This is a genomic window from Xenorhabdus sp. TS4, from assembly GCF_014467265.1.
GTDB lineage: Bacteria > Pseudomonadota > Gammaproteobacteria > Enterobacterales > Enterobacteriaceae > Xenorhabdus > Xenorhabdus ehlersii.
Genome location: NZ_NKHQ01000079.1, coordinates 66,908 through 91,108 on the forward strand (window position 1 = coordinate 66,908; position 24,201 = coordinate 91,108).

The window sequence follows — 24,201 nt, forward strand, 5'->3', positions numbered from 1 at the left end:
TGTTACTGGTAAACCGCGATTTTTTGTCTTGCGTTATTTAAACATTTTAGAGTGGTGATACAGTCAAAGAATCTCCGCTGTTTGCGATCCTGACACGTTGCCCTCTGCTGAATACGGTGCTGTCTAACTTTTGTACTATGATGATATTTTTTCCGCTGTCCATACGAATTTCTAGCTCAATACCTTTCGTTTGGTCTAAAGCACCTTCGATTCTTTGACCAGCCAGGCCGCCAGCAATAGCACCTGCAGCTGTGGCAAGCCTTTGACCAGAACCATCACCAACTGTATTACCTAGCAATCCTCCCAAAACAGCACCACCAATGAGACCTAACATATTAGGATCACCAGCTTGCTTGCCTTTAATCGTGATGGGGCGTACAGATAGAATGGTGCCATAAGTCACAGTTTGAGCTTGTTTGGCTTGACCAATAGAGTAAGTATCACTAGAAAGTGCTCCCATGTCTGCACAGCCAGACAACGTGGTTACTACAACTGCGCCAACCAGGAAACGTTTTAACATAATCACTCCTAATTTTAATGCCCGATAGGGAAGCTTGAGAATAAACTTATCACCAAGTGTTCGGCTACTATTCTCAGTAGTAGATACTATTGTTAGCAGCAGAACTAATAAATTTGCCGGCTACTAATAATGCATATTTACATATAATAAATGTTCACGATGAACTCTGAAAGGAATAATTCCTGACCAAAAGTTTAGCATGTTTTGTGAAGAGCTTTCCAAAACTCAGATTTTATCTCTGATAATGATCATTAAACATATATAGTCCGAATAGATGTGTTTTATAGTTTACGCAAGATTAAATGTAATCCACATGTTAAATGTGATCCATTATTTAATAGAGGAGTATTTATGAAGTCAGGACGTTATATTGGTGTGATGTCTGGCACCAGCATGGATGGGGTTGATGTTATTTTGGCGGAGATTAGTGATAAAATTGTTACTCAGCAAGTGAGTTATAGCCATCCTTTTCCGCAAGAGCTTAAGCAAAAATTGCTATCCATTTGTCAAGGACAGCAGACGACATTATCAATGGTCGGAAGATTTGACTATGAACTTGGCACTCTCTTTGCGGAAGCTGTTCAAGGGTTACTGAATAAAGCAGGGCTGACTGCAAATGATATTATAGCAATCGGATGTCATGGGCAGACCGTATGGCATGAGCCGGATGGTGAAAAACCTTTTACCATGCAAATCGGTGACAATAACCGTGTAGCAGCACTTACCAATATTACAACGGTCGGTGATTTCAGACGGCGTGACATGGCTTATGGTGGGCAGGGAGCTCCTTTAGTACCCGCATTTCATATGGCTGTATTGGGACATCCGACAGAAAGGCGGATTATTTTAAACATTGGCGGAATAGCAAATATCTCAGCACTTCTGCCTAACTCAGCCGTTAAAGGATATGATACCGGACCGGGCAATATGCTGATGGATGCTTGGACATGGCGGCATAAGCAGTTGCCTTACGATAAAGATGCACAGTGGGCCAGTGAAGGTACTGTTAATGAATCTTTACTCCAAAAAATGCTTTCTGATCCCTATTTCGCACGTACTGCACCGAAGAGCACAGGGCGTGAGTACTTTAATATGGCGTGGTTGGAGAAACAGTTGGCTGATTTCCCTGATGTTGCACCAGTGGATGTTCAAGCCACATTGGCTGAACTCACGGCTGTAAGCATTGCTCAGCAAATTATGTTGAGTGGTGGGTGTGACCGTCTTTTGGTATGTGGTGGCGGGGCGCGTAATCCACTCGTGATGAATCGGTTATCGGTTTTATTGCCGGGTACTGAAGTAGCTACGACAGACAAATATGGTTTGAGTGGTGACGATATGGAAGCACTGGCATTTGCCTGGCTGTCATTCCGAACAATGTCTGGGTTGTCTGGTAATTTACCATCAGTCACAGGGGCGGATAGAGAAACGATTTTAGGGGCAATTTACCCAGTTGTCAGATAATTGGTTGGATAATGGTCAGTTAACAGATGATCATTATTAGAAGACCGTTAGCTAACAGATAACAATGATATGCTAATACTCATTAATAAATCGAGAGTTAGAAATGTCAGAAAATAATGAAACAGATATCGCAGAACTGCGCCGTGAATATATACGTGGTGGGTTAAGGCGAAAAGATCTTACCGAAGAACCGATTGAACTTTTTGAACGTTGGTTAAAGCAGGCTTGTGAAGCGAAGCTCAGCGATCCGACGGCAATGTGTATTGCTACAGTAGATGAATATGGGCAGCCTTATCAACGCATCGTTCTATTAAAACATTTTGATACTAATAACTTGATATTCTACACCAATCTTGGCAGTCGCAAGGCAAAACATCTGGCCCAGAATAACCGGATTAGTCTCCACTTTCCCTGGTATCAATTGGAACGACAGGTCAGTTTTCTCGGCAGAGCTGAGCGTTTATCTCCGGTTGAGGTTGTAAAATATTTTCATAGCCGTCCGAGGGATAGCCAAATTGCAGCTTGGGCTTCCCAGCAATCCTCAAAGGTTTCAGCCAGAAGCATTTTGGAAGGGAAGTTTTTGGAGCTGAAACAGAAATTCCAAAATGGTGAAGTACCTCTCCCAAGTTTTTGGGGCGGATTTAAGGTCAAATTTGATTCAGTTGAATTTTGGCAGGGAGGTGCCCATCGTCTTCATGATCGTTTCCTGTATCAACGTGATGGTGATAAGTGGAATGTTGACCGTTTGGCTCCTTAAATTGCAAATTACAGCCAATCAGGCAGTGATTTGCAAAGTAGGGGAAATAATTACTGTTTTTAATACTGGCACTTATATGACTGGCGTTTTATGCTATAGCACTTGATTTATCACGAGATGCTTATATACCCAATAGGTTTCAAGTTGCAGCGTAGCTAACAAGGCGGCAACGTGAAAGAAGAGTATAGAAATATAAGCAAAGTATACAAACTGATGGAGTCATTAATGTCTAGCAATAACCTGATTAAACAACTGCAAGAGCGGGGCCTTGTTGCCCAGGTAACGGATGAAGAGGCGTTAGCTGAGAGACTGGCGCAAGGTTCGGTTTCTCTCTATTGTGGCTTCGACCCTACCGCTGACAGCTTGCACTTGGGCCATCTGGTTCCCTTGCTGTGTTTAAAACGATTCCAACTTGCTGGGCATAAACCTATTGCGTTGGTTGGTGGGGCGACAGGTTTGATTGGTGATCCAAGTTTTAAAGCAACTGAACGCAAATTGAACACAGAAACAACGGTCGAAGAGTGGGTTGAGAAAATTCGTAACCAGGTTTCCCCGTTCCTTAGCTTTGATGGTGAAAATGGTGCAGAATTAGCCAATAACTACGATTGGTTTGGTCAAATGGATGTGCTGACTTTCCTGCGTGATATCGGTAAGCACTTCTCCGTCAACCAGATGATCAACAAAGAAGCAGTAAAACAACGTCTTAACCGTGATGATGTTGGTATTTCGTACACTGAGTTTTCTTATAACCTATTGCAGTCTTATGACTTTGCAAATTTGAATAGAAAATATGGTGTTGAATTACAAATTGGTGGCTCAGACCAGTGGGGTAACATTACTTCAGGTATTGATTTGACTCGTCGCTTAAGCCAGAAACAAGTGTTTGGCGTGACCGTACCACTGATCACCAAGTCAGACGGAACTAAATTTGGTAAGACTGAAGGTGGGGCAGTTTGGTTGGATCCGAAGAAAACTAGTCCGTACAAATTTTACCAGTTCTGGATTAACACAGCAGATGCAGATGTTTACCGTTTCCTGAAATTCTTTACTTTCATGAGCATTGAAGAAATTAATGCGCTGGAAGAAGAAGATAAGAACAGCGGTAAAGCTCCACGTGCCCAATATGTACTGGCAGAACAAGTGACTGGTCTGGTGCATGGCGAAGAAGGGCTTGCAGCAGCGAAACGTATCACTGAGAGTTTATTTTCAGGAGCGATTGCTGATTTGACCGAAGAAGATTTCGCTCAATTGGCACAAGATGGAATGCCGACAATAGAACTTGAAAAAGGTGGGGATCTGCAACAAGCACTGGTCACCGCCGAATTTGTTCCTTCTCGTGGGCAGGCCCGTACCATGATTAGCTCTAATGCCGTTTCCATCAATGGTGAAAAACAATCCGAACCTATGTATGTATTTACGGATAATGATTGTTTATTTGGGCGTTATAGCTTATTACGTCGTGGTAAGAAACATTATTGCCTTATCAATTGGAAATAATTAACTGATATTATTAAGGGCAACGATAATGTTGCCCTTAATGTATCTGATGTCATTATAAATATTATCTATTCATAAATTAAAAATAATAAATTAGGTCTTATCATGAATAATGTTCTTTCAATTCAGTCTCATGTTGTCTTTGGTCATGCCGGAAACAGTGCGGCTGTTTTTCCGATGCGGCGTATGGGGGTGAACGTATGGGCATTAAATACGGTTCAATTTTCAAACCATACCCAGTATCCTCAATGGCGTGGTTATGTAATGCCGCCGGAACATTTGACTGAAATCGTGCAGGGAATTGGTGAAATTAATAAACTCGCATCCTGTGATGCAGTCCTGAGTGGTTATATTGGTTCTGCGGAGCAGGGAAATTATATCCTTGATATCGTGAAGCAGGTTAAAGAAGCCAACCCTGATGCATGGTATGTCTGTGACCCTGTCATGGGACATCCAGAAAAAGGATGTATAGTTGCTCCAGGCGTTGCTGAATTTTTATGTGATAAAGCCCTACCTGCCAGTGATGTTATTGCCCCTAATTTGTTGGAACTTGAAACATTGACGATGCGGAAAATTGGTAGCGTAGAACAAGCGATATCTGCTGCGCGTGAGTTATGTGAAAAAGGACCCAAGTTAGTATTGGTTAAGCATTTGAGTCGTGCAGGTTATCAGGCTGATTGTTTTGAAATGCTTTTGGTAACTAAAGAACATAGTTGGCACGTTAGCCGTCCATTAATTGATACAGGGGCACGTCAACCAGTTGGTGTTGGTGACTTAACGAGTGGTTTGTTTCTCGCCAATCTATTGAAAATCCCTTCTTTGACAAATGAAGCATTACAAGCTGCTTTAGAACATGTTGCAGCAGCGGTCTACGAAGTGATGCTGGAAACGCAAAAGAGTGAGGAATATGAATTACAGATTGTTGCCGCACAAGATAGGATAGTTACTCCAGAACATCAATTTCATGCTGTCAGAATAGACTAATAAAAAAACAGTCCCACCCATAATTTTATGGATGGAACTGTTTTTAACATACTATTACTTTAACTCTAACTCGTTCATGGCCGCAATGCTGAAGCCACCATCAACATGCAAGATCTCACCGCTAATACCGCCAGCCAGATCTGAACACAAGAAGGCAGCAGCATTACCGACATCCTCAGTTGTCACAGTGCGGCGAATAGGTGTAACCGCTTCACAGTGTGCCAGCATCTTCCGGAAGTCTTTGATACCAGAAGCTGCCAGAGTACGGATTGGGCCAGCAGAGATACCGTTAACACGGACGCCTTCAGCACCCATTGCATTTGCCATATAACGCACGTTTGCTTCCAGAGAAGCTTTCGCCAGACCCATGACGTTATAGTTAGGAATTGCACGCTCAGCACCCAAATAACTCAAGGTGAGCAGGGCAGAACCCGGATTCAGCATATTACGGCAGACTTTCGCCATTGCGACAAAGCTGTATGCGCTGATGTCATGGGCAATTTTGAAACCTTCACGGTTAACAGCGTTAACATAATCACCATCAAGCTGGTCAGCTGGCGCATAACCGATAGAGTGAACAAAACCATCAAATTTAGGCCATACTTTGCCTAATTCAACGAACAATGCGTCGATACTTTCATCCTCAGCCACGTCACATGGCAGAACGATATCTGAATTCAGTGATGCGGCGAATTCTTCGACACGAGGTTTCAACTTGTCATTTTGGTAAGTGAAAGCCAGCTCTGCTCCTTGATCGTGCATTGCCTTGGCAATTCCATAAGCAATAGACAGTTTGCTGGCGACGCCAGTAATGAGAATGCGCTTGCCGGTCATGAAACCCATAGCAGTATCCTTATTGTTCTTTATGATCAAAATTGTTCTTTGTGATCAAACACCAAAAGTCATGGAAAAACAGAAATAATAAATCTCTAACCATGACTACGGTATTTATGGTGAATAAACGGGGATGATTCTACCATGCCGGAGGAAAATGTGGTGAGTTTCCCATTCTGTTCCGATCAGTGATTAAAATACATCCAATAAAAGCATTAGGTGATATCTTGTCGCCATGCTTCAGCAGACAGGGCTTCACCAAAATGGCTGGCTATCAATTTGCGGGTAATATCATGCAGCGGAGAAGCCAGAACCTCCGCTGTATTGCCACGCTCGACAACTTCCCCTTGATGCATTACCAGCACTTGATCACTGATATGTTTCATCATACCGAGATGCTGGGTGACATAAATATATGAAATACCGTGTTTTTCCTGTAATTCCAGCATCAAGTTGATGATTTGAGAACGCATTGACAGATCAAGGGACGCCAGGGCTTCGTCTGCAACAATGATTTGTGGTTGCAATATTAGAGCCCGTGCCAAAGCCACACGCTGTTTCTGCCCTGATGCGAGCATATGTGGGTAATAATTGGCGTGATCTGGCAGTAAACCAACTTGACGCAATGTTTGGTTGATACGTTTTTCCCGTTCGGAGGGAGATAACTTCGTATTCAAAATTAACGGCATGTCCAGAATCTGACCAATGCGCTGACGAGGATTCAGTGATGTGCTGGGATCTTGAAAAATCATGCGAATGCGCTGGCTACGGTAGCTATAATCCCCGTAAGACAGCTTATGAGCGTTAATCAGAATTTCACCTGAAGTCGGTTCAATAACCCCTGATAACATTCTAGCTAGTGTGGATTTACCGGAACCATTTGCTCCAAGGATAGCGAGGGTTTTTTTTGGTTGCAGGGTAAAGCTCACTGGTTTTACGGCGTCGAGTTGATGACGGCGAAATAGTCCGGTTCGATAGCGAAATGTTTTAGTCAGGTTTTTCACTTCCAGCAATGTCTCAACCACTTACGGTTCCTCCATATTCAAAGGGAAATGGCAGGCGAATGCATGGCCCTTAATCACCCGTAGCCGTGGGGTTGCAATACAGGTTTTTTGTGCATAAGGGCAACGTGGTCCCAAACGGCAACCTACCGGTAAATGTTCCAGTGATGGAATAACTCCAGACAGCGTGTTTAACCGACTTTTGTGTGGTAACGGACTGCCAAAATCAGGAATTGAACGGATCAGCGCTTGCGTATAGGGATGGTAAGGTTTCACCAGCAATTCATCCGGTGTAGCGCTTTCCACTGTCTGACCGCAATACAGCACATTGATGCGTTTGACCAGTTTACTCATCATTTGCAGGTCATGACTGATTAACAGGATAGTCATGTTGTTGTTCTGATTGAGGCTTGACAGCAAACGGAATATTTGTGCCTGTGTCGTTGGTTCCATTGCATTGGTTGGCTCATCGGCAATCAGCAATCGTGGCTGGTTGGCAAGTGCAATGGCAATCATCACTTTTTGACATTCACCTTCTGTTAATTCATAAGGGTAACTGTGCATGATGTCAGAGTGATCTTTAATACCAACACGGTGCAACAACTCAATTGCACGACGTTTTCGCCAATTAAATCTCTGCCACCAACGGCCTTTATAAGTCCATCCAGGAATAGATTGAATAATTTGTTTACCAATATTTTCGGATGGATCGAGACATGACTGTGGCTCCTGAAAAATCATTGAAATATTGTGACCAATCACCTTACGGCGCTGCCGTGGTGTCAGGCGCAATAAATCAATATCGTTAAAACGGAAACGATCTGCGGTGACTTTCAGGTTATCTTTTGTGACACCACAAATTGCTTTGGCAATCAAACTCTTGCCGGAGCCTGATTCGCCAGCCAAACCCAATATTTCACCTTCTGTCAGTGAAATACTCATTCGGTCAACAGCTTTGACGGGACCTTCTGCCGTCATGAATTCAATGGTAAGGTTTCGAATATCAAGCAATGGCATCATTCGACTCCTGCGTTAATAGCGCGGTGCAGACCGTCACCCAGTAAGTTAACCAGCAGGACACTGAGCATAATTGCTGCTCCGGGTAACATAACAGTCCAGGGGGCAGCATAGATCAATTCTAATGAATCTCCCAGCATAGCTCCCCATTCGGGGGATGGCAGTTGTGCACCAAGATTGAGAAATCCCAGTGCGGCAATATCAAGAATAGCGATAGAGAGGGTACGGGTTAATTCACTGACTATCACCGCAGTGATATTAGGGAGAACGGCATAACGTAAAATATGGTAGTTTGAAGCACCATCCAGACGCGCTGCAATAATGTATTCTTTATCCAGTTCGTCATGCACAGCAGTATAAACGGTACGTACTATTCTTGGTAGCAATGCCAGAAAAACGGCAATCATGGCATGGTGCAGGCTGGCGCCAACAAAAGCAACAACAATGATAGCCAGTAGCAATGAAGGAATAGAGAGCAAGGTATCAAGAATATGGTTCATAACCGCCGATCTCAAACCATGAGTCATGCCGGCAATGTTACCGATGATTAATCCTGCAATGGCTGCTGCCGCAGTGACCACCAATGCTCCCCCAAATGTGGAAGATGTGCCAATCAATAGGCGGCTGAAAATATCACGGCCGAGATCGTCAGTTCCAAGGAAAAAGGCGACATTACCGTGATGCGACCATGAAGGTGGCATAAGTTGGGACATGAATTGTTGGTCAAGCCGATATGGGGCGAAAAGATCGCCCAACAGGCACAGTGCAATTAAAATTAACACCCCATAAAAACCTGTCATTGCTAATATATCAGCATAGAAAAACCGCCAGATAACTCTCAATGGCGACGGCATTTTCTTTTCTCGGTAAAAATTATCTAACGGCATACCATTCCTTATGCTTCAGGGGATTAGCCATCGCGCCAATAATATCTGTCAGAATATTAACGGAAATAACCAGTGTGCCTACCACCATGACGCCCGCCGAGATTGCGGAATAATCCTGCTGGCGGATGGCGCTGATGAGCCAGCGCCCTAAACCTGGCCAGTTAAAGACTTGCTCTGTCACCATAGCTAATGTGAGCATGGTTGAAAATTGTAACCCCAACTTAGGGATGATGGGCGGCAAGGCATTATGCAATAAATGGCGACGAATGATAGTTAGCCGTGATAAACCGCGTGTTGCTGCTGATTTGATATAATTTTCGCCTGAAACTTCTTCTGCACTATTGCGCATCAAACGGATAACTTCAGTAGTAGGAGCAACGGCCAGCGTGATAACGGGCAGAACCATATGCAGAATAACGCTCATGATCATTTCATTGCGGTAAGGCGCCTTTGACAGCCAGGCATCAATCAGTGCAGAACCCGTGACAGGCTCCATCCGATAGAGTAAGTCGAATCGTCCTGAGACAGGCAGCCAGCCCAAATACAGTGAAAAAAGCAGGGTCAGCAGTAACGCCAGCCAGAAAACCGGAATGGAAAAACCACATAGGGCGAATGTACTGATAATGATATCTACTTTTTTGTTGCACCAGACGCCAGCAATAATTCCAAGAGGAATACCGATTAACAATGCCATGGAAAAAGAGAGGACACACAGTTCCATCGTGGCAGGGAGAACAGTATACAGTTGTTCAATAATTCGTTCCCCATTAATTCTGGAAATACCAAAATCCCATTGGAGCAAGCTACGGAAATAGTAGACATAGGCATCTGATAGTGATGCGCCACTCAAGGCACCATGAGGTGTGAAATACATCAGGCTGAAACTGATTAATGATAGAAAAAACAACGTCACAACCAGAAGCAATAAACGACGCAGGATATAAATAATCATTTGCTTCCCTTTTTATTTTCATCAGGAACGGAGGCTTCCTGTTCGCGGTAGACTTTGTCAAAGGAACTATTGCCAAACGGGCTGAGCACCAATCCTTGAATGTTATAACGAGAGATTTGTAGACGCATCGAATAAGCCAGTGGCAATACAGGCAGTTGCTGCGCGAGGATTTCTTGTGCAACATGATAATTTTTGATGCGTGAAGCAAGTTGTTGATTTAATAAGGCCTCATGAAGAGCATCATCAAAAGCTGAGTTACACCAACGGCTCAGATTCGTTTGCGACGCAATGGCGGCACAACTCAATAATGGGCGGAAAAAACTATCAGGATCGTTGCTATCAGTAGACCAGCCTGCCAGCGTCATATCATGGGTTTTATCCATGAGTTGGTTTTCCTGAAAACGGCCTTCGACGGGACGGATAGACATCTTAATACCAACTTGTGCCAAATCGGCCTGAATCAGCTCCGCCATTTTCAGAGGGCTTGGGTTATAGGATTGTGAAGCCGTTGGAACCCATAAAGTTAATTCCAACCCACTTAATCCCAGCTCATTTAACATCTTGCGGGATTTTTCAGGATTGTATTCGGTGATTTCAGCACGATTATCATACGCCCATGATGCACGAGGTAAAATAGAGGCCGCCGTCTCTGCCGTACCATAGTAAATGGATTTCATCAGGCGTTGGTTATTGATGGCGTAAGCAATGGCTTGACGAACGGCTAACTGATCCAATGGTGGTTTACTGGTATTAAAAGCGAGATAAGCGATATTCATGCCTGAACGTAGTGTCTGACGCAGATTTGGATCCTCGTGCAAAATATTCCACTGATTAGCATCGGGATAAGCCAGTACATCGCATTCACTTGTGAGCAATTTTGAGATCCGACCAGTGCCGCCCGCACCAGTGTCTATCACAACCTGTTCCATGCGCGGTTTACCTTTCCAATACTTATCATGGCGGACAAGGCGGATAAATTGGTCCATCTGATAATCTTCCAGCATGAAGGGGCCGGTTCCGACAGGTTTCCAATCTATTTGCCCCTGTCTATTTGTTTGCTGCAATTTTTCAGCATATTCCTGGGACAATATAGGAGCATAGTGGGTTGCCAGGTGCCAGAGAAAAGAAGCATCGGGTGCATTAAGGCGAAATTCGACAGTATATTGGTTGATTTTCCGAATATCCTTAACTGAATCACCAAATTGCAAACTGTCAAAATAGGGATAATGACCACCATTAACATCATGATAATCATGTGTCTTATCGAAAACACGGCGGAAACTGAAAACAACATCATCCGCGTTCATTGCACGGGTTGGTGTAAACCAATCGGTTGATTGGAAAGCAACATTATGACGCAGGTAAAGGCGATAAGTTGCCCCGTTATCCCGCACTTTCCAATTAGTAGCCAGTTCAGGAACCAGACGATAGGTAAGAGGATCAACGCCCAGCAAGCGATTGTAAATCTGTGCAGCAAGCGTATCCACGGTCAAGCCGCTGATAGCCATTTGCGGGTTAAACGTATTCAAATTGCCATTAACGCAATAAATAAAACCGTTCTGCCGTAAGGATGTCGATATATGAGGCAGACTTTCCGAGGTACTGTTTGGCCTCGATTCTGGAATCATTTTAGTCGGTTCTGGAATGGGTTCCGCAGCAGTTTCTGGAGTAGCATTGCTGGTCGCCAGAGTAGGGGCGGAAATCAATAATATCATCCAGTAAATCAAATAACGCATATAAAATGCCAGTCATAAAAAAGAGTTTGGCCATTGTAACTTAATTAACGCTTTCTGCTCAAAAACAACGGACAGATCACGATAATGAGAAAAATTCTCAATAAAATGCTTTACAAGTGTAATTGATAAGTATTATCATTCGCATGTGCTTTCAGGGAGACACCTTGTAATAGCAAGTATGTATCTCAAATAAGGCACGACATTGCTCACATTGCTTCCAGTATTTTTATTAGCCGGCTCGGGTGCCGGCTACTTTTTTTCTACTATCTTCTTTATCTGTCTACTCTACCTTGCCATTAACATCAATACCGTATTTTTTGATTAACCCGCGGAACTGGTGGTAAGTCAAATTAAGTTTGTCAGCGGCCTTTTTCTGATTAAATTGGCTTTCTGTCAAAGCTTGTATGATTAAACTCTTTTCGCTGTCGTTTTGCCACTGTCTTAAATCGAGAGGTAATTTGGGAAGGAATTCATTGATCATCTTACTCTCAGTGGATGGGAGAACAGTTTGCTGTGATGGTGAAAAGGGGTTGATGACGATCGTGTTTAATTCATTTTCACTATTACCATGCCGATAAATAGAGCGTTCGATGACATTTTTTAATTCGCGAACATTTCCAGGCCAGTGGTAGGAAAGTAACTGTTGTTTGGCTTCGTCAGTAAATCCGGGGAAAAATGGCAGATCTAACTCACGGCACATCTGAATCGCAAAATTCTGTGCCAGTAACATAATATCCTGTTGCCGTTGGCGCAGTGGTGGGATATGAACCACGTCGAACGCGAGTCTGTCGAGCAAATCAGACCTGAATTTCCCACGGGCAGCCATGGCAGGTAAATCTTCGTTGGTGGCACAGATCAAGCGTACATCAACTTGTAATGACTGAGTACCGCCAACACGCTCCAGGTGACCATATTCAATGACACGCAGTAATTTCTCCTGTACTTGCATGGGGGCAGTAGCGAGTTCGTCAAGAAACAAGGTTCCGCTGTCGGCTCGCTCAAAGCGCCCTTGGTGTTTTGAACGAGCACCCGTGAATGCACCCGCCTCATGACCAAATAGTTCTGAGTCAAGCAGATTTTCATTGAGTGCTGCACAGTTCAGGGAAATGAAAGGGCCTTGCCAACGTGGAGAAAGATAGTGTAAACGTCGGGCAATTAACTCCTTACCTGTTCCTCGTTCTCCCAGAACTAAAACAGGTTTGTTCAACTTCGCTAATGCGGAGACTTGTTCCAAAATTTCAATAAAACAATTTGCTTCACCTAATAGGTTGTCAATGAACTGGGGCATGGTATTTTTCGCCAAAAATTGGTTAATTTGACTAAGTTAGCTAATTGTAATAAAAAAGCAAAGAAAAAATTATATTAGTAATTTCAATTGGATAAGAAAAACAAAAAAGTTGGCATGTATCTTGTATTTAGTTAAGTGCCTTACCGTGTATCTTATATCCATATTTAACAATACACAGGCATAACATATATACATTCTAATGAAAGAGGTTTATGACTATGGGGATTTTTTCTCGTTTTGCTGATATCGTGAATGCCAATATCTCTTCTCTGCTGGATAAAGCAGAAGATCCACAGAAAATGATCCGCTTGATGATTCAGGAAATGGAAGACACACTGGTGGAAATCCGCTCGACTTCTGCCCGTACCCTGGCAGAGAAAAAGCAGCTTTTGCGCCGTATCAACATGGGTGAAAACCAAATCGATGGCTGGCAAGAGAAAGCTGAATTGGCACTAAGCAAGGGTAAAGAAGATTTAGCGCGTGCAGCGTTAATTGAAAAACAGAAAGTCAGTAGCTTAGTTGAAACGCTAACACACGAATTGTCCATTCTGGATGAGACACTGGAACGCATCAAAGGCGAAGTGACTGAGCTGGAAAATAAATTGACAGAAGCGCGTGCGAGACAACAATCATTGGCACTGCGTCATCAGGCCGCAGCATCTTCGCGCCAGGTACGCCGTCAGTTGGATAGTGGTAAAATCGATGAGGCAATGGCGCGCTTCGAACAGTTTGAACGCCGGATAGATCATATGGAAGCGGAAGCAGAAGCTTTTGGATTAGGTAAACAGAAATCACTCGATCAGCAATTTGCAGAATTGAAGGCAGATGATGAAATCAGTGCACAATTAGCGGCCTTGAAAGCTAAAATGAATATCAAAGATTCTCAATGATGACATATGTCATACATAACTAAGGAAAGATAATGGGCTATATATTTCTTGGTATCCCGCTGATCATTTTTGTGCTTTTTGTCTTACCCATTTGGTTGTGGCTGCATTACAGCAACCGCAACAGCAATCGGGATCAGTTAGGGAACAGTGAAATTCAGCGTTTAGAACAGTTGACCGAGAATGCCAGGCGTATGCAAGAACGGATCAAAACGTTAGAAGATATCCTTGACGCAGAGCATCCAAATTGGAGACAGTCATAATGTCAAATCAATACCGTCGAAAATTTTACCGTCTGCCAGAGCAGGGGGTAGTTAAAGGAGTTTGTGCCGGGCTGGCAGACTATTTTGACGTACCTGCTCCGCTTATTCGTACTATCGCGGTATTATCGCTGTTCTTTGGTCTATTTGGCATAACGGTATTGGCTTATATTATCTTAACCTTTGTCATGGATCCCGCACCTGCGGGATATTCAGCAGAGGAAAAGTATAGAGGGCCATCATCACAGAAGATGTTGGACGAAATAGATTACCAATTGAAGACAAGCGAAGCACGTTTGCGTCAAATGGAACGCTATGTGACTTCTGATACTTACAATGTGCGCAGCCGTTTCCGCCAGCTCTGAGCGCAGTGGATAGCATGGGATCTGGTCTGTAACAGCGGAAATAAGATTAAATTTTGCCAAGGTTACAGGCCGGATGAGACTGATTCACGGTATTCCCATTTAGGAGAAACATGAAACGGTTGCAAAACGAACTAACAGCTCTCGTTAATCGTGGAATGGACCGTCATTTGCGACTGGCGGTAACAGGATTAAGTCGCAGTGGAAAAACCGCATTTATTACTTCCTTGGTAAACCAACTTTTGCATATTCACGGTGGAGCCAGATTGCCGCTGTTTTCTGCCGTGCGCGATGGGCGTTTGCTTGGTGTGAAGCGGGTGCCACAGCGAGATTTTGGGGTGCCTCGTTTTACCTATGATGAAAATATAACAGAATTATATGACACACCTCCTCACTGGCCGACGCCAACGCGTGGCGTGAGTGAAATACGCTTAGCATTGCGTTATCGTTCTGAAGATTCCCTGTTTCGTTACCTCAAAGAAACTACCCCCCTTTATCTGGAAATTGTCGATTATCCGGGCGAATGGTTATTGGATTTACCCATGCTGGAACAAAACTACCTGGCGTGGTCACGGCATATGCACGGATTACTGAAAGGGGAAAGGGCGAATTGGGCTAAGTCATGGTTAGCGTTATGTCAGCAATGTGATCCACTAGCGCCTGCTGATGAAAATTTACTTGCCAAAATCGCTCAGGCTTATACGGATTACCTGCATCAATGTAAGCAGCAGGGTTTTTACTTTATCCAACCTGGCCGTTTTATCTTGCCGGGTGATCTGGCGGGAGCACCCGCGCTGCAATTTTTCCCGTGGCCAGATATTGACAGGATCGGGGAACCACAACTGGCAAGGGCGGATAAACACACCAACATAGGCATGTTGCGCGAGCGTTTTGCTTATTATTGTGATCATATCGTTAAAGTGTTTTATAAAGAGCATTTTCTGCGTTTTGATCGGCAGATAGTTTTGGTGGATTGCTTGCAACCATTGAATAGTGGCCCGCAAGCATTCAATGATATGCGGCTTGCATTGACACAACTTATGCAGAGTTTTCATTATGGTAAACGAACACTGTTTCGTCGTTTATTCTCGCCTTGCATCGATAAATTGCTGTTTGCTGCCAGCAAAGCTGATCATATTACGCCAGATCAACATGCCAATCTCGTTTCACTCTTACAACAATTGGTACAGGAAGCGTGGCAAAATGCAGCGTTTGAAGGGATCAGCATGGATTGTGTGGGACTTGCATCTGTTCAAGCAACAGAGAGCGGCATTGTTATGCATAAAGGTGAAAAAATCCCGGCCATCAAGGGCAATCGCTTGTCAGATGATAAGTTATTGACATTTTTTCCGGGAGAAGTGCCACAGCGCTTGCCGAATAGTGAATTCTGGCAAAAACAGGGGTTTAATTTCGAATCCTTCCGGCCAAAACCCGTCGATGTTAACACACCGTTACCCCATATTCGCATGGATAGCGTGATGGAATTTTTATTGGGAGACAAACTAACATGACCGAACCGTTGAAACCGCGAATGGATTTTGACGATCTTGTACAAACAGCGTCCGAACCACCACTAAAAGCAAAAAAAGAATTCACTGAGCAGGAAAAAGAATTCTATCCGGTTATGTCAGAACTAGAAGTGGAAGAGAAGGAAAGCGAATTTGAAGGTGCGGTGAATGCAGCACTGAAACCGAAACACAGTTTTTGGCGAAAAGTTTTTTCCGGTGCTGTACTGCTGTTGGGGATGAGTGTTGCCGCACAGTGTGTTCAATGGATATACCAGGCATGGCAGCAGCATGATTGGATTGCTCTGGGGATCGCAGCGGCAGGCAGCATGATTGTGTTGGCGGGTATAGGCAGTGTGATCAAAGAATGGCGACGCCTTTACTATTTGCGGCAGCGTACAGAAGAGCGAGATACTGCAAAAACGCTATTGCAAAGCCACGGCATCGGCAAGGGAAAACAATTTTGTGAAAAATTAGCAGAACAGGCCGGAATTGATCAACAACATCCAGCATTACAGCGTTGGCAGGCTGCTGTGCATGAAACCCACAATGATCGTGAAATTGTCATGCTGTACAGTAAATTAGTTCAGCCGGTCTTGGATATACAAGCCAGGCAAGAGATCAGCCGCTCAGCTGCGGAATCAGTTTTGATGATCGCGGTCAGTCCATTGGCTATCGTGGATATGGCTTTTATTGCGTGGAGAAACATTCGACTCATTAATCGTATTGCAGTGCTTTATGGCATCGAGTTAGGTTATTTCAGCCGCATTCGCTTATTTCGGCTAGTATTGCTGAATATTGCCTTTGCAGGAGCATCAGAATTAGTCAGAGAAGTGGGTATGGACTGGTTGTCACAGGACATTGCAGCTCGTCTTTCTGCACGTGCTGCACAAGGGATTGGTGCAGGGTTGCTTACAGCCCGTTTGGGCATCAAGGCAATGGAATTATGTCGGCCTTTGCCATGGATTGATGGAGATAAACCGAAGTTAGGAGATTTTCGTCACCAATTACTTACTCAGCTTAAAAGTACGTTACCAATGAAAAACAAAAGAACAGCCAAAGATACAGATACCGGCAAAGTAACAAATTAATAGCGTTTGTCATACCAGAGTGACATCTTACTTTCTTGTAAACTTTTGCTGACAAGGGCTTCATCTATTGGATAGTAACGGGTAACATTTCAGACAGTTAAGAACATCGTGTAAATAAGGTCAAAAAAATGCGATTGGAAGTTACTTGTCAGGATCGAATTGGGTTAACCCGCGAATTACTTGATTTACTGGTTTTACGAAATATTGACCTGAAAGGAATTGAAATTTCTCCTACACGTCGTATTTACCTTAATTTCACTCAAATTGATTTCAATATTTTCCGTGAGTTGATGGCAGAAATTCGCCGTATCAATGGCGTCATTGATGTCAGAACAGTTGCCTTTATGCCGTCAGAGAAAGAGCATAGGGCGATGTGGATGCTGTTGGAATCAGTTCCTGAACCTATCTTTTCTATTGATATGAAAGGCAGTGTTGAACTGGCTAACTCCGCAGCTTTGGCATTGTTTGGTGTCAGTAAAGAAAAAATTAGCCAAAAAAACATTGGTCATTTGATTAGCAATTACAATTTCCTTAGCTGGCTTGAAAGTGAGCATCATCAACTACATTCAGCACAACTATCCATTAAAGGGCAAGATTATGGAATGAATATTATTCCTATGCAATTAACGGATGAAAATCAGGTTGTTAGGTGTGTAGGAGCTGTAATTATGTTGCGTTCTGGTGAACACCATCCTGAATCACCACGCAAAAAATTAACCGTAAATGATGATGACGCTTTTGAACAGATTATTGCTGTCAGCCCTAAAATGATTCATGTCGTTGAGCAGGCCCGTAAAATGGCAATTCTTGATGCATCCTTGTTGCTTGTCGGTGAGACAGGAACAGGAAAAGATGAATTTGCTAAAGCTTGTCATTTGCGCAGTGCAAGGGGAAAACAGCCTTTTCTTGGATTAAATTGTGCTTCCATGCCGGATGATGTTGTAGAAAGCGAGCTGTTTGGTTATGCGGCGGGAGCCTATCCCAATGCATTGGAAGGTAAAAAAGGTTTTTTTGAACAAGCTAACGGTGGGACGGTTTTATTAGATGAAATTGGTGAAATGTCGCCGCAGATGCAGATAAAATTACTTCGTTTCTTGAATGATGGAACTTTCCGTCGTGTCGGTGAAGAAAATGAAGTTAAGGTGAATGTCCGAATCATTTGCGCCACTCAGAAAAACTTAATTGAGTTGGTACAAAAAGGAGAGTTCCGTGAAGATCTCTATTATCGGTTAAATGTCTTAACCATCACATTACCTCCTTTGCGGGAACGTCAGGCGGATATCATGCCATTGACGGACTATTTTGTAACACGTTTTGCGCAAGAACAGGGCTTGCATAAACCTAAGTTCTCTGCTGACTTAGAGCAATTTTTGTGTGGTTATCATTGGCCAGGCAATGTCAGACAGCTTCGCAATGCGATATATCAGGCATTGACTCAACTTGAGAATAATAAGCTAAGCCCGCAGGATATCCGGCTACCTGAACCAGAGGCTGAAGTAACATTTAATGAAGATATTCTGGTGGGTTCTTTGGATGAAATCAGCAAGCGTTTTGAACGCTCTGTGTTGACACGTCTTTATCGTCATTATCCCAGTACGCGTAAGCTGGCAAAACGGCTTGGCGTTTCTCACACGGCAATAGCTAATAAATTACGCGAGTATGGACTGAGTGGTAAGAAACACTTAGTTGAACATGAAGACGATGAATAATAACTGAAATATTACTGCGTTTAACAATATATTATATATAAAATAAGATGGCGACGATAAAATAATTAATTGTGATTTTATCGTCGCCAGGAAATAAGCTTTAAAGACTAAGTCTTAAAAAATGCGTTGCTGTGTTAAAAAACAAAAGCAATTATAAAATAATTATTTCAATGCGGCTAATGCGCTGTCATAATCAGGTTCATTGGTGATTTCATCGACCAATTGGCTATAAATAACTTGGTTATTTTCATCCAAAATAATAACAGCGCGAGCAGTCAGTCCACCTAATGGACCTTCGCTTATTGCAACGCCGTAATCTTCCTGAAATTTCCCGCCACGCAGTGTAGAAAGCGTGACAACATTAGACAGACCTTCAGAACCACAGAAACGAGACTGAGCAAAAGGCAAGTCTGCTGAAATGCACAGTACGACAGTATTATCTAATTCGCTGGCAAGTTGGTTGAATTTACGGACAGATGTGGCACAAACACCGGTGTCAATGCTTGGGAAAATATTAAGCACTTTACGTTTACCTGCGTAGTGGCTCAATGTTACATCAGCAAGATCTTTAGCGACTAGCGTGAATTCTTTTGCTGTCTGACCTGCTTGTGGAAAATCTCCGTTAACGGTGATATCACCACCTTGAAACTTGACTGTTTGTGTCATGGTTTAATCCCTCTATAAAGTAAACTACGCCGTCAGTGTAAAGGAATAGTGGGATCTTGCCCACAAAAATAGATGCAATATTCATGAAATACTCTCCCTTCCTTTAATTAACAATGTCTTATAATTTATTTTTAGGGTAATTATTAGACAAATAAGGCAAAAATATCATCAAAATATACAATTAAGCATGAAGAAATCAGCACGAAACTTAAGTACAAACAAGGAGCAGATGTGGAAACGATCTATGGCTCGGTATTTAAAGGTTCAAATGCAATTTATGCCTGTCAATTAAATGGCAAGGGCGGTATTACGGCATTTGGGGAAGATTCACTCGTAACATCAGCGCAGCCAGTTTGGCAACATCTTGATTATAAAAATCCAGATAGTCATCAATGGATCATGAATACAACCTTGCTGCCGTTTCCGGTAAAGGAGGGGTTAGTGAATGATAATATTCGGCCAAAGGTACTGCGTACAGGTGAAGGCACTTTGATTACCTTGAGATCGGTGAACCGCAATAATAATGCGCGCCCCGATCATCTGGTTTCGTTTCGCATCTATATTAATGACAAAATGATTATCTCCAGCCGACATCGAAAAATTCATTCCATCGATCAAATTTTGGATGATCTGCATAACGGTGTTGGTGCGAAAAGTACGGGGAATTGGTTGGTAGAAATAGCGGGCGCCATTACTGATGAAGCTAATGACTTTATTGAAGAGCTACATGACAACCTGATTGAGTTTGAAGATGATATTTTGGAGCAGAAAGTTCCTGGTCGTGGAGAATTAGTATTACTGCGTAAACAGTTAATCGTTCTGCGCCGATATATGGCACCACAGCGGGATATTTTTATCCGTTTGGCCAGTGAGAAATTACCCTGGATGAACGATGAAGAGCGCCGTTTAATGCAGGAAATTGCTGACCGATTGGGAAGGGGAATCGATGATCTTGATGGTTGTATTGCCCGAACTGCAGTTCTTGCCGATGAAATCACTTCCATGATGGCGGATGCCATGAACCGCCGTACTTACATGATGTCTCTATTGGCGATGGTATTCTTGCCTACTACCTTTTTGACGGGATTATTTGGTGTCAACTTGGGGGGAATACCAGGCAATGAGTATCGCTTTGGATTCGGTTTGTTCACTCTTTTATTGTCATTATTGATGGTGGCTTTTGCGTGGTGGTTAAGGCGAAGCAAATGGCTATAGGGTTTGAGATAAATCAATAACTGATACCTATAATTAAGGCATTATAGGTTCCGCAGGTGAATACAACGTTGAACGTTGAACGTTGTGCTCCATAATTGTAGTTTTTCTCATATTGAGTTAGTTTTGCACAGAATGATTGCTCATTAATTATGCCGATACTTGTTTTAGTATCGGCTATTTTTTGACAGAGTGTGAGCAGCCTGGACAAAAACGGCTTATTTTTAAATGTTTGTCACATCAATAAACATTGATTCATCAATATTCGTTGACGATACCACTGCTTCGTTAAAAGCATACTCTTCCCTTTCCCCCTCACGATGTAATGGCAAGTTGACAAAGTCGAAAATAGTTTTGTCTGCCAGTTGGCTTGGGCTAACATTTTGAATAGACTTGAAAATATTTTCCACTCTGCCTGGTGTTTTCTTATCCCAATCTACCAGCATTGCTTTGATTGCTTGCCGCTGTAGGTTTTCCTGGGAACCGCATAAATTGCAAGGAATGATTGGGAATTTTTTGCTTTCCGCATACTGAATCAGGTCTGTCTCCCTGCAATATGCCAGCGGCCTTATGACGACATTACGGCCATCGTCAGAGCGTAATTTGGGTGGCATCGCTTTCATACGGGCACCATGGAACATATTCAGAAACAGCGTTTCAACGATGTCATCAAGATGATGCCCAAGTGCAATCTTTGTTGCCCCGATTTTTTCTGCAAAAGAATAGAGAGTGCCGCGACGTAGTCTTGAACACAATCCACAGGTAGTTTTGCCTTCAGGGATTTTTTCTTTAACCACTGAGTAGGTATCTTTATCGACAATGTAGTAGGGAATATCCAGGCTTTCAAAATATTGGGGTAAAATATGCTCAGGAAAACCAGGCTGTTTCTGATCAAGGTTCACTGCAACTACTTTGAATTTTATTGGTGCCGCTTTTTGCAGATTCAACAGGATATCTAACATCGCGAATGAATCTTTGCCACCACTGATACATGCCATTACAACATCATTGTCTTCAATCATATTGTAATCAATGATGGCATTACCAACGTTTCTCCTCAGGCGTTTCTGGAGTTTGTTGAATTCAAGTGTCTCTTTTCTCGTATCTTTTTGATTCATTGCGACTTCTCACATTGCCGATTATACCGGTTGTAGATTTTCTATACGGATCCTTTGCAGGGGCTGGATTATACGGATTTTTCTTTTTGTTTGAAACATATCTGTGACCAACAAATTTCAACCATATACTGAGTGTTGTTGTGAAAGGACACGTTACCGTAGTTGTTAGCAATGAAGGAAGCGTTAATAGCGACTGGAAAAGTACTTACAGTCGAAAATATGAGGCCAGCACTACTGGCCTCACTAAGTTAATTGTAATTAAGTTAACCTATATTGATATATTGTCTTTAATTGACAATGTGTTAATTATTTCTGTACTAATAATGGAAACATGTTCAATAATATTTTCATGATAACAATTATCAATCAACTTAATTACTAATGGATTGGTTGCCCATTGTGAGATGTTGTTATCTGGTATTTTGGTTATCAATTGACTCATCGTAAGTCCTATTTCATCTTTATGATGTGGATTTGCTTGACCAGCTTTAAATAAAATGATGTTTGTATATGATAAATTACCGCTTAAATTACAGTTTGCTATTCCAGACTCAAACGGTATTGCTTCTAATACCTTATTGATATAATTTTCATTTGCTCCCATTTCCTGTAATTTTTTTATGACTTTACCATATGCATTTGATATATCTAGTTTATCCCTAAGTTCTTTTATCTGATTATTATTGATTACGGTATCTAATAAATATAATTGAATCTCTTTTGCACCAAGTTGTTCCAATTGAAATGCAATCTCCATAGCTATCTGTCCTCCTAATGACCAGCCTAAAATACGAATAGGTTTGTCAATGGAGGTTTCGGTTAAGATTAATTTCATGTAGATCTGTGCTATCTGTTGTAATGAATCAATTTTATTCTCTGTAGAAAGATTGTAATTATCAATACCGATGCAGTTATACATATCAGATAAGGTATTTGCCAGAGGTTCATATACTTCACTACCGCAATTGACTGCATGGATCATAAACAGTTTACTGGTTGCGGTTGATTTTGGTGTTAAAAAATTAAGTAAATTGGATTTAATGCTGCCTGACTCCAACCATTGGGATAACAAGGAAATACATTTGTAGCTAAATAAAATATTTAAAGGAATATCAACGTTTATTTCATTACGCATTGCTGTAGTTAATTTAATCGCCATTAGGGAATTACCACCAATGCGGAAGAAGTTATCTTCAATACCTACCCGTTTCAAACCTAATACTTCCTGCCAAATGGCACATAACTGGGTTTCTAACACATTGCGGGGCGCAATATAATTGTCCCGATTATCCCATATCGGCGTCGGCAGAGCGTGGCGATCCCGCTTGCCGTTAAGGGTTAACGGTACGGATTCAATGCGGATAAAGTTGGCGGGTAACATATATTCCGGCAAGCGGGACGATAAATATCTTATCAGGGCGTCATCGGACAACACACCATCGGTGACCAGATACGCGACCAGCACCTTATTGCCTTCATGCTCGTGGTCAATCACCACCGCCTGTTTGACTTGGGGGTGTGAAGTCAGGACGTTTTCGATTTCTCCCAGCTCAATACGGTAGCCACGGATTTTAACCTGAAAGTCATTGCGTCCCAGATATTCCAGCTCCCCATTCGGCAGCCAGCGGACTAAGTCGCCGGTTTTGTACAGGCGGGTATAACCTTTGGCTTGGTCTTCTGCGGTGGCAAAGGGATTCGGCACAAAACGCTCGGCAGTGAGTTCAGGCCGGTTTAAATACCCCCGTGCCAATCCGGCGCCACCGATATACAACTCACCCGGCGTACCGATAGGGGATAAGTTAGCGTCACTATCAAGAACGTACAGACGAGCGTTATTGATGGCCTTACCAATATTGCTGGCAATCTCCCCATGTTGGTAGTGCTTGCCGCTGGCACAAACGGTGACTTCGGTTGGGCCATAGGAGTTGAATACATTGCTGTGATGGCTGAAATAATCAAGAAAGTCTGAGGACGGTGATTCACCTGCCGTCACCAATAACTGCAAAGAGGGTAATGCCGTACCAATTAATAGCTTCAGCATGGCTGGCGGTAACGCAGCGATTTCAATGCCTTCACGCTGAATCAGGTGTGCAACCGCGGGAGCATTACGCTCGGTTTCACTGCACAGGTAAACCGTCAAGCCATGAAGTAAACTGGAAAATAGTTCGAAAACCGAACCATCGAAAACATATGCCGCAAACATTAAGGCTTTTTTTCGCTTTGTGATATCAAACAGTTCTGCCTGTGCTGCAACCAGATGGGCCACATTTTTATGCTCAATCATGACGCCTTTGGGTTGTCCGGTGGTGCCGGAGGTGTAGATAATATAGGCCAAATCGGCAGGGTTACTGACCGGCGCCAGATTTTCTACGGTGTAGCCTGCGGTTGTTGTCCGGTCATCTGCGGTTATCAATATCGGCGGTTCCGTCAGTGCCTGGGTATATTCCGTGAGGGTCG

The 24,201-nt window shown here is 42.9% G+C and carries 22 protein-coding genes; 11 read left to right on the forward strand and 11 right to left on the reverse strand.

The features are described from left to right. Positions 1-46: 46 nt before the first annotated feature. Positions 47-520: a glycine zipper 2TM domain-containing protein gene (locus Xets_RS16400; RefSeq protein WP_099132867.1), complete on the reverse strand. Its 474-nt coding sequence runs from the start codon at positions 518-520 to the stop codon at positions 47-49. A 351-nt stretch (positions 521-871) separates the two neighbouring features. On the opposite strand from Xets_RS16400, the gene anmK reads away from it, so the two are divergent. The 4 genes from anmK (at position 872) to pdxY (ending at position 5,219) form a co-directional block, all read left to right on the forward strand. Then, positions 872-1,981, forward strand: coding sequence for an anhydro-N-acetylmuramic acid kinase (gene anmK / locus Xets_RS16405; protein WP_099132868.1), 1,110 nt, complete (start codon positions 872-874; stop codon positions 1,979-1,981). A 103-nt stretch (positions 1,982-2,084) separates the two neighbouring features. Further along, positions 2,085-2,738 carry a pyridoxamine 5'-phosphate oxidase gene (pdxH, locus tag Xets_RS16410; protein ID WP_187652136.1) on the forward strand — a complete coding sequence of 218 codons (654 nt, stop codon included), beginning with the start codon at positions 2,085-2,087 and terminating at the stop codon, positions 2,736-2,738. A gap of 225 nt (positions 2,739-2,963) precedes the next feature. Continuing rightward, positions 2,964-4,235 carry a tyrosine--tRNA ligase gene (tyrS, locus tag Xets_RS16415; protein WP_187652137.1) on the forward strand — a complete coding sequence of 424 codons (1,272 nt, stop codon included), beginning with the start codon at positions 2,964-2,966 and terminating at the stop codon, positions 4,233-4,235. Positions 4,236-4,340: 105 nt separating this feature from the next. Then, positions 4,341-5,219, forward strand: coding sequence for a pyridoxal kinase PdxY (pdxY, locus tag Xets_RS16420; RefSeq protein WP_099132871.1), 879 nt, complete (start codon positions 4,341-4,343; stop codon positions 5,217-5,219). Between the two features lie 54 nt (positions 5,220-5,273). Here the strand turns inward: pdxY and fabI are convergent, their stop codons facing one another. From fabI to pspF, 7 genes are all read right to left on the reverse strand, one after another. Further along, positions 5,274-6,062 (reverse strand): enoyl-ACP reductase FabI, encoded by a 789-nt coding sequence (gene fabI / locus Xets_RS16425; RefSeq protein WP_074019434.1) that lies wholly within the window; start codon positions 6,060-6,062, stop codon positions 5,274-5,276. A gap of 206 nt (positions 6,063-6,268) precedes the next feature. Then, entirely contained in the window at positions 6,269-7,078 is an 810-nt protein-coding gene (gene sapF, locus Xets_RS16430; RefSeq protein WP_099132872.1) for a putrescine export ABC transporter ATP-binding protein SapF, read from the reverse strand. Further along, the gene (gene sapD, locus Xets_RS16435; RefSeq protein ID WP_099132873.1) at positions 7,079-8,071 is read right to left on the reverse strand and encodes a putrescine export ABC transporter ATP-binding protein SapD; all 993 of its coding nucleotides are present in this window, start codon (positions 8,069-8,071) and stop codon (positions 7,079-7,081) included. Then, positions 8,071-8,958 (reverse strand): putrescine export ABC transporter permease SapC, encoded by an 888-nt coding sequence (gene sapC / locus Xets_RS16440; protein WP_099132874.1) that lies wholly within the window; start codon positions 8,956-8,958, stop codon positions 8,071-8,073. Before sapC ends, sapD begins: the two co-directional genes overlap by 1 nt. Next, a complete protein-coding gene (gene sapB, locus Xets_RS16445) occupies positions 8,945-9,910 on the reverse strand; it encodes a putrescine export ABC transporter permease SapB (RefSeq protein ID WP_099132875.1) in 966 nt (321 codons plus the stop codon). The genes sapC and sapB overlap by 14 nt, the downstream gene beginning before the upstream one ends. Continuing rightward, entirely contained in the window at positions 9,907-11,646 is a 1,740-nt protein-coding gene (sapA, locus tag Xets_RS16450) for an ABC transporter substrate-binding protein SapA (RefSeq protein ID WP_099132876.1), read from the reverse strand. The genes sapB and sapA overlap by 4 nt, the downstream gene beginning before the upstream one ends. Before the next feature lie 280 nt (positions 11,647-11,926). After that, positions 11,927-12,934 (reverse strand): phage shock protein operon transcriptional activator, encoded by a 1,008-nt coding sequence (pspF, locus tag Xets_RS16455; RefSeq protein WP_187652138.1) that lies wholly within the window; start codon positions 12,932-12,934, stop codon positions 11,927-11,929. Positions 12,935-13,152: 218 nt separating this feature from the next. Between pspF and pspA the strand changes: the two genes are divergently transcribed. From pspA to tyrR, 6 genes are all read left to right on the forward strand, one after another. Beyond that, a complete protein-coding gene (gene pspA, locus Xets_RS16460; RefSeq protein ID WP_099132890.1) occupies positions 13,153-13,824 on the forward strand; it encodes a phage shock protein PspA in 672 nt (223 codons plus the stop codon). A gap of 32 nt (positions 13,825-13,856) precedes the next feature. Continuing rightward, entirely contained in the window at positions 13,857-14,084 is a 228-nt protein-coding gene (gene pspB / locus Xets_RS16465; protein ID WP_099132878.1) for an envelope stress response membrane protein PspB, read from the forward strand. Next, positions 14,084-14,446, forward strand: a complete 363-nt coding sequence (gene pspC, locus Xets_RS16470) for an envelope stress response membrane protein PspC (protein ID WP_099132879.1) — start codon at positions 14,084-14,086, stop codon at positions 14,444-14,446. The genes pspB and pspC overlap by 1 nt, the downstream gene beginning before the upstream one ends. A gap of 110 nt (positions 14,447-14,556) precedes the next feature. After that, the gene (locus tag Xets_RS16475) at positions 14,557-15,954 is read left to right on the forward strand and encodes a YcjX family protein (RefSeq protein ID WP_187652139.1); all 1,398 of its coding nucleotides are present in this window, start codon (positions 14,557-14,559) and stop codon (positions 15,952-15,954) included. Beyond that, positions 15,951-17,039, forward strand: coding sequence for a YcjF family protein (locus Xets_RS16480; protein ID WP_187652140.1), 1,089 nt, complete (start codon positions 15,951-15,953; stop codon positions 17,037-17,039). Before Xets_RS16475 ends, Xets_RS16480 begins: the two co-directional genes overlap by 4 nt. Positions 17,040-17,167: 128 nt before the next feature. Then, positions 17,168-18,748 (forward strand): transcriptional regulator TyrR, encoded by a 1,581-nt coding sequence (tyrR, locus tag Xets_RS16485; protein WP_187652141.1) that lies wholly within the window; start codon positions 17,168-17,170, stop codon positions 18,746-18,748. A gap of 162 nt (positions 18,749-18,910) precedes the next feature. Here the strand turns inward: tyrR and tpx are convergent, their stop codons facing one another. Then, positions 18,911-19,414 carry a thiol peroxidase gene (gene tpx, locus Xets_RS16490; RefSeq protein ID WP_099132883.1) on the reverse strand — a complete coding sequence of 168 codons (504 nt, stop codon included), beginning with the start codon at positions 19,412-19,414 and terminating at the stop codon, positions 18,911-18,913. A 231-nt stretch (positions 19,415-19,645) separates the two neighbouring features. On the opposite strand from tpx, the gene zntB reads away from it, so the two are divergent. Next, the gene (zntB, locus tag Xets_RS16495) at positions 19,646-20,629 is read left to right on the forward strand and encodes a zinc transporter ZntB (protein ID WP_099132884.1); all 984 of its coding nucleotides are present in this window, start codon (positions 19,646-19,648) and stop codon (positions 20,627-20,629) included. Positions 20,630-20,850: 221 nt separating this feature from the next. On the opposite strand, the gene ttcA is transcribed toward zntB, so the two are convergent. Together ttcA and Xets_RS16505 are read right to left on the reverse strand one after the other, a co-directional pair. Then, positions 20,851-21,744: a tRNA 2-thiocytidine(32) synthetase TtcA gene (gene ttcA / locus Xets_RS16500; RefSeq protein WP_099132885.1), complete on the reverse strand. Its 894-nt coding sequence runs from the start codon at positions 21,742-21,744 to the stop codon at positions 20,851-20,853. 268 nt (positions 21,745-22,012) lie between these two features. Continuing rightward, the coding region (locus tag Xets_RS16505; protein WP_187652142.1) for an amino acid adenylation domain-containing protein at positions 22,013-24,201 on the reverse strand (2,189 nt) is incomplete at its 5' end.